Genomic DNA, 12917 nt, shown 5'->3' with positions numbered 1-12917 from the left:
ATAAAAATTTTAAAAGATTATTGGTATCTTAATACCTTCCTTTTAGGTCATTATGAAGAATAAACTACTAGCCAGCTTTTTACTTCTATTGTTTTTTTGTCCGCTACATGCACAAAAGGATGTCGATTCCTTAAAGAAAATCATTTCTAATACAAAGCAAGATACCGTTAAGGTTAATGCTTATATCCACTTCTTTTTTACAGATCTTTTTTATGATAATCCGCAAAGTGTTATTGATTACTCGCATAAGGCAAGGGTACTCAGTAAAAAAATTGATTTTACAAAAGGCTTAGTGTTGTCTCATAATAACCTGGGGTATACCTACAGAACACGGAGCGAAAGCGATTCAGCATTTTATCATTATAATAGGGCGATACAATATGCTGAGCCGATTTCTTTTTACAAGGGTATAACCGATGCATATATTGGATTAGGCAATACGTATAACCAATTAGGTGAATGGGATGATGCTGTAAAGCAATTTGAAACTGTTATTGAACTGGCACAACAGGAAGGTGACAGTATTCAAATTGGCAGCGCCCATAACAATATTGGAAACACTTTTTTAAGCCAATCTAAATTTGAAAATGCACTATTAAACTATCAAAAAGCTGCTGAATTGGGTAATGCATCTATCAAAGGTGTCGCACTGATAAATATTGCTGTTGTCCACAATCAAATGGGTAACATTGACCAAGCGCGAGACTATTTTCAAAAAAGCATAATTGAAGCAGAGAAATTAGGTAAAAAGGGTCATTTGGCTTTTATAAATAGAAACTTAGGAATCCTAGAAAAGAAAACGGGAAATTTTGATGAAGCTCTAAAATATTATAATCAAGCATTAGAACATTACAAGAGTTTATCAGATGATTTTAGTAGTTCGGAGATCATCCAAAACATGGGAAATGTTTATTTTGAAATGAATGACTTCGACAAAGCACTAATGTATTATAATCAAAGTCTCCAAATTCAACAATCTATTAATTATCCTACTGGCGCATGTTACAATCAACTATACAAGGCTAATGCATATCACGGTTCTAGGAAAATATCGGAAGCGCTTACTCAACTAAAACTTGCAGAATTATGTGCTAAAGAATTAAAAATGATTGATGTCCAATCTGACGTTGCAAACCTTATGAGCATCATAAAAGAAGAGCAAGGAGATTACAAAGCGGCATTCGATTATCAAAAACAATTCAAAATCTTAAGTGATAGTATTACTACGATAAGTAGTAAAGAAAAAATTGCTGAGATAGAAACTAAATACCAAACCACTCAAAAAGAACAAGAAATTGAGTTGTTGAGCGCCGATAATGAAATATCCAAGCTTAAAATACAGAAGCAACAAAACCTCAGAAACTTCTTAATTATAGCTGCTGTTATATTGGTATTGCTACTATTAGCAGTATATAGCCGTTATAACTTAAAAATAAAAGCAAACAAAAAACTTAGGGAATTAGACGAACTCAAAACTAAGTTTTACACCAATATATCCCATGAGTTTAGAACTCCATTAACGCTTATATTAAATCCATTAAATAATATTTTAGCAACAGATTCGGATGATGATATTCAGAGCAATGCAAAATTAGCGCATAGAAATGCTGATCGTTTATTACAGTTGACAAATCAGATGCTAGATTTAAGCAAGATAGAAGCTGGTAAAATGACCTTAAACGTTGGTCAGCAAAACTTAAAATCTTTTCTAGAGGTCATTTACGCTTCGTTTGAGTCTCTTGCACAATCCAAGAATATTGCCTTTACAAAATCATTCAATATAACGGAAGAAGAGGTTTATTTTGATACTGATAAACTTCAAAAGGTATTGTATAATTTGTTATCGAATGCATTCAAATTTACTCCAGAAAAAGGGAAAGTTGATTTTATATGTAACGAAAAGGGAAAAATATTAAATATTGAGATTAAGGATACAGGCCATGGATTTGATTCTGATGAACATGAGCAACTCTTTAAACGTTTTCAGCAAGGTGATACTTCAAATTCAGAACCAGGAACAGGTATTGGTTTAACGCTTAGTAGAGAGTTAGTGCTTTTACACCAAGGCACTTTAACTTTAGATAGTACTCAAGGAGAAGGGTCTAGTTTTAAAATTAGTATTCCGATAACTAAACAAGCTTACAATAAGTCCGAATTGGTTGGTTCAAGTGCATTAAGCCATCATAATAATCATCAATCGTCTCAGGCTATTAATGATGATATCATTGTTGGTCATGATGATTTACCAATTGTACTTATAGTAGAAGATAATGACGAATTACGACAGTATTTGGGTCGCTTATTCAAAGAGGGCTATAATGTACATTATGCTGTTGATGGAAAGAACGGAGTAGAGGAAGCATTAAAATTAGTTCCTGATATCATCATTTCGGATTGGATGATGCCAAATATCACTGGTGATGAATTGTGTAAAACCCTAAAACAAGATCAAAATACCAGTCATATTCCTATAATTCTACTAACGGCCAAGGCAGATCAAAGCAGTAAATTAGACGGATTGAAAATAGGTGCCGACGATTATATTAGTAAGCCTTTTGATAATACTGAATTGTTAATTAGGGCAAAAAACCTTATCGATCAGCGAGCATCTCTACGAGAAAAATATGGAGAAAAACTACTTATTGCACCTTCTAAAGTTAACATGCCCGACCCTGATAAGGCATTTATTAAACGTGCTATATCTATTGTTGAGACCCATATTAGCGATGACACTTTTTCTTCAGAAGACTTTCAGAAAGCATTGGGTATGAGTCGCATGCAACTCTACCGTAAGTTAAAAGCACTTACCGATAGTTCAGCTTCAGAATTTATACGCAACCTTCGTTTGCAACGTGCCTCGGATTTATTATCTAGTGGTCATCTTCAAGTTTCGGAAGTAGCTTACCAATGTGGCTTCTCAAATCTATCATATTTTGGACAATGTTTTAAGGATAAATTTGGTGTCCCTCCGTCTCAATTCAATTCCAATCCTATTACTTAAGCCTTAAAACACCTCAATTTACAGGCATTGTTACATAAGCAATAGTATTTGGGATATATCTGATAATAAGTAGGTTATTGTTGTTTTAGTTTAGTGGTACAACCACAAACAACTATCCAAATGAAAACGATTATCCAGTTTTTTGTCATTTTAATTTGCACTTCTATTTATTGTTTTTCACAGACGGATTCCATTCAGAAAATAACTGAAGAACGGAACAAACAACTCGCCAGAAACTTTTACGAAGACCTTTGGTTTAATAACCGAACAGACAATTATTCTAAATACATGGCTGAAGAATATGTGGCACATGATATTGGAGATAGGAAAGACTTAGTAGAACCAGCTATTGAACAAAAATATATAGCAGACCGCTTTTGGAATGACGGTGAAATGTCCGGACGCATAGATTACCAAATTGCGGATGGAGATTTAGTAGCCACTCGATGGCTCTGGTCCATGGAAGGAAACTCAATGATGGGGAAGTTGTATGAAACAAAAAATCTTCCAATAATTAATGTCTTTCGTTTTAACGATGACGGTAAGATTGTAGAAGTCTGGAACCATCGACACGATATTGATACCAATCAGACCTTACGCTTTACTATAAAAGGTCTTTTGATTGGGCTGCTGATAGCACTCATTCCTACCATTATAGCTTTCCGCTATAAAAGAAGACTAAAAAAACTATCTCAATAAATTAAGCTTTATGGAACGTTATAAAAATCTTTGGAAATGGATGATCATCCCAATGGTCATTATGCAATTAGGAATCTATGGGGACTATTGGGGCGACTTTACTGATAACCCCTGGTCGGTTCATATTCATTATTGGACAGGAACGATTTGGTATCTGTACTTAATCATTCAGCCTTATTTAGCTACAAGTGGTCAAATGGCAAGGCATAGAACCAATGGTATCATCGGTATGTTTTTGGCAGGTGGAGTGGCACTTACGGCACTAAGTATGATGCACGGTGATATTACAACCATTGAAAGAGCTATAGAATTTCCAGACCGTTTCGGACCATTTAAGCCTTGGTTTTTCTATGGGGTTATGGCTATCGAAATTCCTATGATATTAGCATTTGCTTACGCAGTTATGCAAAGCATTATTAAACGTAAGCAATTACACGACCATGCCTGGTGGTTAATTTCAACCGTGTTTATAATCATGTTTCCTGCCTTGGGCAGGGGAGTTCAAAATGTTCATATACTTATTAATATTGAGCAATGGCCCAATATCCCCGTAATGCCTTCTATTTATTTCAGTACCATCATAATTATTGGTCTGCTACTATTGTCAGCGAAAAAGTTTGGGCAATTAAAACACCCAGCTACGTTTCTGGCAGTCGGTATCAACTTATATGTTCTGATTTTGGAGCCCCTTGGAAAGTCTGAATTTATTCAAAATCTCTTTAACGCAATTATAAAATAAAAATAAGAATTATGAAATCTTCTAAAAGCACATCTACAACTATTTACCAAAAGCTAATAGCTACTTGCGCACTATTTACATTTTTTCTATTACTGTCATTCAAAAGTAACAAAAACGAGACTCCGCCAGAAACTCGTATAGAGACAACAAACACTATTATGAAATCTGCAAGCAAAACTGCTGAAGAAATTTTGGCACAAGAGAAAGCTTGGGCCGCGGCACTTCTTGCATATGATCTCACTACTGTTGATTCCATTATGCATCGTGACTTTCGGCTAAAAGGAGTCATTGGAGATCAACCACCAATAAGTAAGGAGGTGTACCTTGGGATGAAGGGGATGAGCGCCACCGTGGCAGAGGTCACTTCTGTAAAAATCGTAGAGGAAATGGGGTCTATAGCCGTGGCACGAGTAACATGGACAATGGATTGGGCACGGAACGGCGTTAAACTACCACCTTATTGGGATTTGATTGACACGTGGATAAAACGTGAGGATGGTACTTGGCAGGTACTCTCAAGACTAAGTCAACCTACTGACAAACCCTATAATGCTAATCAAAAAGATTGAATGATTAACAAGTAATTCAAAATAAATCAGAATCAATATGAAACTTTTAAAAACAGGTATTGTTTTCAGTCTTTTACTTTCCTGCAATACCAGCACTAAAGAAGTAGAAATTACTGAACAACCAAAACCATCGATAAACATTGATAAAGAGCTAGCAAAAATTGAAACACTGCGTCAAAATTTCCAGCAAGCGATAAAAGAAAAGCGCTTCGAGGATTTAGGAAATTTGGTTACCAAAGACATGGTATTTGTTCATCCAGCAAGTGAAGACTGGAGGGAATATTATCGTGTAAGTGAAAATCCAATGGCCTATGATAGTATCTTAATTAGTCCAAAGGAAACTGTCGTTCTAAACGATTCTATGGCCTATGATTTTGGTACCAGTAAGGTGTATTATACCAATACAGAAGGAAACCCAGTTGAGTTGAGGGATACGTTTTTAGTCATTCTCAAAAAAGTAGATGGTAACTGGAAGATGTTTAGAGAAGTGGCTTCTGCCACAGTAGATTAAAACATTTATAAAAGAAACTTTTAAAATATTATGAAAACAGCAAAAGTACTTTGGTCACTAGGCTCATTATTGTTAAACGTTACCATAGCCATTTATATCAGTGTAATGAGCAAGGCGCCTTCAGGTGCTGAGGAGCGTTACGCGTACATCAATGATAATTGGGGTATTTTTTCCGCACATTGGAAGGCCGAATTTTTATTCATGACCATGATTGCCATAGGGGCATTCTACTTTGCCATCAAATTAAAGAAGGTGAGCTGGGCTATCATAGCTGTGGGACAAATTATAGCATTGCTTATTTACCCAATTATGATTGGTGGCTATCACAATACACCTTTAGAAATTGCGGAAATGGCCAATAAGATGGCTATTCTCATATTCGTTTTTGGAAACATAGTATTTCTATCGGGCGCTTTTCATCTTTATTATAATGATTCTGCCGTTTCTAAATGGCTTAAGTACATTGCTATGGCCTGTTCGGGAATTGCTGCCATAGCATTTTTACTCTCTTTTTCAGATATAATAACTTGGAAACAAGCCATGATGATTGCGCCACTCGTCAATATACTTTACCTCATTAATGCCTATTATGGTTTAAAAATAATAAAATGAAAATCACCTCATACAGACCAGAAATTATTTTTTTAATTATCACCCTGTTGGTTAGTCTAGGTGGATTTTGGCATTTGTTTTTAGGGGAAAGTGCCAACCCAGAACCTCATCACTTTTTGCATCTCATAACAAGTTTGCTATGGCTATCCTTGATTTTGATTCAACTGATGTACATTACAAAGCGAAAGTTCTCCCTACACCGAAAAATAGGACTTTCTATTTTTATTATTGCTCCACTTACGGTGGCTACAGTGGCATATCTATCGGTACATTCGGCCAGTAGAGCTCTAGCAACAGGTCAACCTGATATCTTAATTGTTCAAAATGTTATGATCACCCTAGAATTGGGTCTTGTAATTTTCTTGGCGTTTCTCTTAATGAAAAGCAGATTGATTCACGGTAATTTACTGTTAGCATCCTCTTTATTTTTCTTGGGGATTGCACTGTTTTTTGCTTTGATGGGGTTTATTCCACAGTTAAAAATTGAAGGCCCCGATACCTTTTACAGATTTGGAATTGCTGCTTCAACTGCAAAAGCGATTTGTGCGGGGATAGGCTTGGTTTTCTTCCTTAAAAACTGGAAAATAGGCTGGCCATGGTTATTGGTACCTGCATGCTTCTACATGAATGATTTTATAAATTCAAAATTATACGAGTACGATAAAATTCAGGACTTAACAGCATGGGTTGGTTCGATGTCAGAGTCAATGACCTTCTTTATAACACTCATTGTATTTACATTACTTCTATTAATGGCATGGAAAATCAATGGAAGGCTAAAAGGCTTTAATATTAACACGTCTTTTAAAAATCGATAATCATCTAAACTAAAACTATGAAACTATGCATTAAAAAATCAGTTACTCTCATTTTTATACTATTTACATTTCTTCCATTACTAGCTCAGACGGTGAATGCATCAGATAGCATTGAAGCAGAATTCAACAAAATATCCAAAGAATACCAAAACGCTTATATGAATGCCAATTGTGAGGTGTTAATGCCTTACCTATCTGAAGACTTGGTCATTTTTGAAAATGGAGAATACTGGCCTTATGAGAAGGTAAAAACCTATTGTCCAAAAATACCAGTAAAACCTGTTTTATCTACTGATAGAGCTTACAAGATCATTTCTGATACCATGGTTTACGAATTTGTAAGTCAAATGTACCAACGACAAGAAGGATCACAATTTAATGAAACTGCATCACGCCTTTGGGAATATAATGATGGCAGTTGGAAAATCATTCAAATGGATATTTCTCGGTATCCTATAAAAATCGAAAACTAATGAATTATAAGAACGCTAAAACATTTTAGCCTTATCATAGGCTTCTCCAAAAATGGGGGAATGATTAATTCAGGTATCTGTTAATGTATTTTTTATTTTTAAGATGCGATATGATGTAATATTTCTTTCATAAAAGCACTTAGTATTAATAATAAAAGCTGAAATTTGAAGGACTAAATTTCAAGCATGCTTCTTTCAAAGACTCAAAACATACTATTCTTATTTGTACTATCAGCATTTTTTAGATTGAATGCGCAAAGCAATTCTAGTGAGATATCACAATCCATTTATTTTACTTCAAATATCGGATTTGAAAGGAATTCTAATTCTCACGATATTTTAAAAGCCATTGTAGCTGCTTCCCAAAATGATAAAGCCGCGACTTTTGTAGCATTAGGAAATAGTACCCGACCAATAGGTTATCCTAAATCTAAGAGTGAGAGAAAATTAGAAAAAGATTTTTTAAAAACGAATGTATTAGCACCGCTCAAAAATTTTAACGGACAGGCGGTTTTTATCCCTGGACAGTATGAGTGGAACAAAAGCGGACATGATGCTCTAGATGACTTAGAGTCGTATCTTCAGGATAATAGTGAAGTTGAATTTTGGCCAAATGATGGCTGTCCGATTGAACGAGAATCCCTAAATGACCAAGTAGAGCTGCTTATGGTAGATACACAGTGGTACTTAGAGGATTGGGATAAGCATCCTTACATCAATAACAAATGTGAAATAAAAACGCGTGAGCAATTTTTTCTAGAGTTTAAAGATGAAATAAAGGACGAGCAAAACAAAACAATTATTGTAGCCTTACATCATCCTGTTTTAACGGCGACGCGACAGGGACTCATTGGTCGCTTAGGAGGATTGTCTAAGCAGGCTTATTACCATAACGAGATGCAATATCTGGTAGGGAGATTAGAAACTCTCGCGAGTCAGTTTAACGACATTATTTTTGTGTCGGGCAGTGGCAGAAACTTACAATTCTTAGAGGACGATAATATCCCGCAGATTATTAGTGGAGCAAGTGGAGATACGCAGAATACAAAAACCAATTTGCCAAAAGGTCAGTTTGCTTCTACAGAACAAGGCTTTGCAAAATTGAATATTTTTAAAGACGGACATTCTGAGGTCGAATTCTATTCGGTAGATGGAAATAAAGTCAACAAATTATTTTCAACAGAAATAAAATCAAAATTAGGTGAGCTAGAAGATTTTGAATATCATGATAATTCGGAATTTGGTGACACCTATTCTGACGCCATTTACACCAAGGAAGAAATAGATAAATCTGGATTTTACAAGTGGTTTTGGGGAGAGCATTACAGAGATCTTTATGGTAAGGAAATTACTGCCCCTGTAGTATTCTTAGATGATTTACCAGACAATGTGCGAGCCATTACGGAAGGTGGAGGAAACCAATCGAGGAGCTTAAGATTAATCGACGATAATGAAAATGAATATACCGTACGTGAGTTGCGTAAGAGTGGGGTTCGATTTATTCAATCCAAGATAAAAGATCATTATGTTTTAGAATATATGAATGAAACAGTGGCCGAAGATATTGTTCAGGATTATTATACCACGGCTCATCCTTATGCTCAGTTTGCTGTGGGCGAATTATTAAATGCTATTGAAATTCCACATGCCAACCCTAGAATCATTTATCTCCCTAAACAAGAACGTTTAGGACGTTTTAATGAAAACTATGGAGATAAACTGTATATGTTCGAAGAGCATGTTGGAGATGAAAATAAAGGCTTCGACACTTTCGGAAATGCAGATGATATTATCAGTACAAAGGATATGCTATTAGAACTGCAGGAAGATAAAGATGCTCGTATAGATGAAGATCTTTATTTAAGAGCACGTTTGTTCGATTTACTGATAGGTGACTGGGATCGCCATGAAGATCAATGGCGTTGGGCCTTACACGAGCAAGACGATGGTACTGAATTATACAAACCTATACCACGCGATCGTGATCAGGCGTTTCCAATTTATGATGGAGTGTTCCCAGTTATTTTAAAATTGGTATCCCCATTAGCTCGAAATATGCAGAGTTATGCTCCAGACATCCATAATGTAAAAACATTTAATAATGCAGTTTTTTATCTCGATAAGGCCTTTATAAATAAGGCTGATTGGAACGACTGGAAAACTCAGGTTGAGTATTTGCAAACCAACTTAACAGATGCGGTGATAGATTCAGCATTCGACAATCTCTTGGAGGATACCAAAGATGAAACCACAGAACGGATTAAAAGTATTTTGAAGCAACGCCGAGGCAATATGCTACAGATTGCTAATGACTATTACAATTATTTTAAAGAACACGAAGTGGTTGTTGCTACCACAAAAGATAATACTATTGCTATTGAGCGTATGCCCAATGGAAAAACTAAGGTGAGTATCCTTCACAAGGACAAGCCTTATTTTGAAAACACCTATAGTAAATCTGAAACTAAAGAAATCTGGATATATGCTTTAGACGGGGATGATACGATTACAGTTACTGGTAAGGGAAATGACCTTATTAAACTGAAAATATTTGGTGGCGAGGAAAAAGATATTTACGATATTCAGAATAACAGAGCGGTAAAAATCTATGACTACAAGTCAAAGAAAAATACGTTTAAAAATCCTGTAAGTAAAATGCTGACCGATTCTTACGATATTAATAATTACGATCCACAGAAGCGAAAATATTCTAATAACATATTACTGCCCGCTATTGGTTTTGACCCGGATGCGGGATTAAATTTCGGACTAAAAAACACGTTTACGCGTTACGATTTATTGAGAAATCCTTTTTCGTCAAGTCATACTCTGGGAGCATCATACTACTCAGCAACACAAGGATTTGAATTTAACTACTATGGGGAATTCGCACATGTATTTTACAAATGGAATTTGGGATTAGATGCCAGAATTACAAGTGCCAACTTTGCCGTTAACTTTTTCGGTTTTGGTAATGAAACGATTTATGATGACGATGCTGTTGATATGGATTTTAACCGAGTAAAGATCAGCCAATGGCATTTTGAACCCTCATTAATCTACAAGACGGATGGAAATGTAGACGCACACATCTCAGCTAAGATTGAGTCTTATGACCTTCAAGACACAGAAAATGGTTTTGCAGAGCAGTTTTTTGATCCTACCAATGATGTATTTGAAAGACAGATGTATGCTGGTGGAGAAGTCGGAATTCATTTTAATAACAAAGAAAGTTTATTGGCCTTTCCAAGACGGGGAATGGAATTAGGCATCGTTGCAGGATATAAGCAGAACATTGACAATCAATTTGATAATAGCTTTGTGTATGTAACACCAACGGTGTCGTTTATTTATCCATTTCACGATAGTGGTATGGTAACTCTGGCTACAAAAGCACAGGCAGATTTTAGATTTGGTGACGATTATGAATTTTACCATGCAGCTAGAGTAGGAGGTAACAATAGTTTAAGAGGTTTTAGGAATGACCGGTTTTTAGGTAAGACATCTCTTTTTCAAACTACAGATTTGCGGCTTTGTCTGCTAGAAGTGAGAACAGGTTTTATTCCATTGCGTATGGGACTTACTGGTGGCTATGATTTAGGAAGAGTGTGGGCGGACAATGATAATTCAGACAAATGGCATAGTAGTTACGGCGGCTCATTTTTTATCAATGGGTTTCAGGCACTAACATTAAATATAGGTTATTACGTTAGTACGGAAGATGCCAGACTTTTATTTTCAGCCGGATTTAGGTTTTAATACTTCCAAAGTAATAAGAGGTGTATAATTCAGCTTACTTTAGTGTGGGTATTGCATTAAGTTCTAATTGTACTTTACCACTTTAAACGTCTAGCCCTCAGTATTTGGCTGTATTTACCGGTTAAAGCTTAAATCATTAGGACATAATTGCACAACCATTGCATCTTTAAATTTTTACCTTTGTAGTAGTGAAATTTGTGACAGTCATATTATCATTTATAATACTATTGCTTTCGGCAAAGCCTTGTTCTGATGTTCAAAACAGAGAAGATCAGTATCAGGATGATATAAGTGTTAATCATAATCATCAAGAAGATAGTGACGATTCTTGTCCAGTAACTTGTATTTGTAACTGCTGTGGCATGTCAATTACCTATGAGCCATTAGTAACTTTTAACTTAGTTGTTAAAGGTATTTGCGATAAGTGCAGCGGACAATAAACAGTTTTTATGAATGATTTTGTAAAACAATGGGGAGAAGCGGCTTATACTAGCGCAGGCTTTTTTTGGATGGCACTTTGGGCATTTATATTGGGTTATATTATCAGTAGCATGATTCAAATTTTTGTCACCGAAAAACGAATGCAAAAAACCATGGGCAAAAATGAATCTAAAAGCGTGCTTTTGGGGACGTTTTTCGGTTTTATAAGTAGCTCGTGCAGTTTTGCTGCTTTGGCAAGTGCAAAATCCCTATTTAAAAAAGGAGCAAGTTTTGTGTCGTCCGTTGCTTTCTTATTGGCATCTACCAATTTAGTGATCGAATTGGGAATCATCATTTCTATCTTTTTGGGTTGGCAATTCGTTATCGGTGAATATGTAGGAGGCCTTTTGCTTATTCTCATTTGCTGGATACTTATCCGAATTATAAATCCCAAAAAACTGATTAATACCGCACGGAAAAATCTTGAAGGACAGGGTGCTGATGAAATTGACTATTCCAAGGATTGGAAAAAACAAATACAAGAAGAAGAAAGTTGGGCTAGGGTTGCCAAGAAATACAAAATGGAGTGGCAAATGGTATGGAAAGATGTGACCGTTGGTTTTACGATTGCTGGTATTGTAGCAGCTTTTGTTCCAGATTCTTTTTTTCAAACGTTATTTATTAATAGTGGTCAAGGCCAAACCGATTATTCCTTTTTTGAAATTTTGGAACATATTGTTGTAGGACCGCTTGCTGCTTTTTTAACCTTCATTGGGTCTATGGGTAATATTCCTTTGGCTGCATTACTATTTGGAAAAGGAGTAAGCTTTGCAGGCGTCATGGCTTTTATATTTAGTGATTTAGTGGTGTTTCCTGTGCTGCGTATCAATGCTAAGTACTATGGTTGGAAGATGTCTCTTTTTATATTGTTTCTGCTGTTTACTGCTTTAATAGGTGCATCACTGACTTTACATTATGCTTTTGATTTTTTGAGTATTTTACCAGACCCTTCTAATGTTCAAATTGAGAATAGAGCGTTTTTCAAAATTGACTATACGTTATTTTTAAATTTTGCCTTTTTAATTATATCTGGCTATCTGATTTACTTAGGGTTTTTCAAGAGGAAAGATGTAGAACATTCAATGAGCGAAATGGCACCCAAAAGCCCACTGCTTGAAAAGATTCTAAAATACGCTGCCTATATATGCTATATATGGCTTGTAGGCGGTCTCATAGTAAAATTTATATATTAACTGAAAGCTTAGTAAATACACTTCCATTGCATTTGATTTTAGTACAATTTTGCTGTAAATACA

The 12917-nt window shown here is 35.5% G+C and carries 11 protein-coding genes; all 11 read left to right on the top strand.

Annotation, left to right across the window (positions count from 1 at the left end):
- Window positions 1-52 precede the first annotated feature (52 nt).
- Window positions 53-3001, top strand: a complete 2949-nt coding sequence (locus ACFEMA_RS12305) for a tetratricopeptide repeat protein (protein ID WP_411768511.1) — start codon at window positions 53-55, stop codon at window positions 2999-3001.
- Window positions 3002-3121: 120 nt separating this feature from the next.
- Window positions 3122-3700 (top strand): ester cyclase, encoded by a 579-nt coding sequence (locus ACFEMA_RS12300; RefSeq protein ID WP_411768510.1) that lies wholly within the window; start codon window positions 3122-3124, stop codon window positions 3698-3700.
- A gap of 10 nt (window positions 3701-3710) precedes the next feature.
- Window positions 3711-4439 carry a hypothetical protein gene (locus tag ACFEMA_RS12295; protein ID WP_411768509.1) on the top strand — a complete coding sequence of 243 codons (729 nt, stop codon included), beginning with the start codon at window positions 3711-3713 and terminating at the stop codon, window positions 4437-4439.
- A gap of 11 nt (window positions 4440-4450) precedes the next feature.
- The gene (locus ACFEMA_RS12290) at window positions 4451-5008 is read left to right on the top strand and encodes a nuclear transport factor 2 family protein (RefSeq protein ID WP_411768508.1); all 558 of its coding nucleotides are present in this window, start codon (window positions 4451-4453) and stop codon (window positions 5006-5008) included.
- A gap of 37 nt (window positions 5009-5045) precedes the next feature.
- Window positions 5046-5519 (top strand): nuclear transport factor 2 family protein, encoded by a 474-nt coding sequence (locus ACFEMA_RS12285; protein WP_411768507.1) that lies wholly within the window; start codon window positions 5046-5048, stop codon window positions 5517-5519.
- A 30-nt stretch (window positions 5520-5549) separates the two neighbouring features.
- Window positions 5550-6131 (top strand): hypothetical protein, encoded by a 582-nt coding sequence (locus tag ACFEMA_RS12280; protein WP_411768506.1) that lies wholly within the window; start codon window positions 5550-5552, stop codon window positions 6129-6131.
- Complete coding sequence (locus ACFEMA_RS12275; protein ID WP_411768505.1) at window positions 6128-6949, top strand: hypothetical protein; 822 nt, start codon at window positions 6128-6130, stop codon at window positions 6947-6949. Before ACFEMA_RS12280 ends, ACFEMA_RS12275 begins: the two co-directional genes overlap by 4 nt.
- A gap of 17 nt (window positions 6950-6966) precedes the next feature.
- Window positions 6967-7422: a hypothetical protein gene (locus tag ACFEMA_RS12270; protein WP_411768504.1), complete on the top strand. Its 456-nt coding sequence runs from the start codon at window positions 6967-6969 to the stop codon at window positions 7420-7422.
- 186 nt (window positions 7423-7608) lie between these two features.
- Window positions 7609-11181, top strand: a complete 3573-nt coding sequence (locus ACFEMA_RS12265; RefSeq protein WP_411768503.1) for a metallophosphatase — start codon at window positions 7609-7611, stop codon at window positions 11179-11181.
- Window positions 11182-11369: 188 nt separating this feature from the next.
- Window positions 11370-11621, top strand: coding sequence for a DUF6660 family protein (locus ACFEMA_RS12260; RefSeq protein ID WP_411768502.1), 252 nt, complete (start codon window positions 11370-11372; stop codon window positions 11619-11621).
- Window positions 11622-11630: 9 nt separating this feature from the next.
- Entirely contained in the window at window positions 11631-12854 is a 1224-nt protein-coding gene (locus ACFEMA_RS12255) for a permease (protein ID WP_411768501.1), read from the top strand.
- The last annotated feature ends 63 nt before the right edge of the window (window positions 12855-12917 follow it).

This window comes from Winogradskyella sp. A3E31, assembly GCF_046720935.1.
Taxonomy (GTDB): domain Bacteria; phylum Bacteroidota; class Bacteroidia; order Flavobacteriales; family Flavobacteriaceae; genus Winogradskyella.
The sequence above is the reverse complement of the archived record's forward strand: the minus strand, read 5'-3'. Positions and strand labels throughout refer to the sequence as shown.

Coding starts and splice junctions, on each gene's coding strand:
- ACFEMA_RS12305 (WP_411768511.1), top strand. CDS start 53: ATGAAGAATAAACTACTAGCCAGCTTTTTACTTCTATTGTTTTTTTGT.
- ACFEMA_RS12300 (WP_411768510.1), top strand. CDS start 3,122: ATGAAAACGATTATCCAGTTTTTTGTCATTTTAATTTGCACTTCTATT.
- ACFEMA_RS12295 (WP_411768509.1), top strand. CDS start 3,711: ATGGAACGTTATAAAAATCTTTGGAAATGGATGATCATCCCAATGGTC.
- ACFEMA_RS12290 (WP_411768508.1), top strand. CDS start 4,451: ATGAAATCTTCTAAAAGCACATCTACAACTATTTACCAAAAGCTAATA.
- ACFEMA_RS12285 (WP_411768507.1), top strand. CDS start 5,046: ATGAAACTTTTAAAAACAGGTATTGTTTTCAGTCTTTTACTTTCCTGC.
- ACFEMA_RS12280 (WP_411768506.1), top strand. CDS start 5,550: ATGAAAACAGCAAAAGTACTTTGGTCACTAGGCTCATTATTGTTAAAC.
- ACFEMA_RS12275 (WP_411768505.1), top strand. CDS start 6,128: ATGAAAATCACCTCATACAGACCAGAAATTATTTTTTTAATTATCACC.
- ACFEMA_RS12270 (WP_411768504.1), top strand. CDS start 6,967: ATGAAACTATGCATTAAAAAATCAGTTACTCTCATTTTTATACTATTT.
- ACFEMA_RS12265 (WP_411768503.1), top strand. CDS start 7,609: ATGCTTCTTTCAAAGACTCAAAACATACTATTCTTATTTGTACTATCA.
- ACFEMA_RS12255 (WP_411768501.1), top strand. CDS start 11,631: ATGAATGATTTTGTAAAACAATGGGGAGAAGCGGCTTATACTAGCGCA.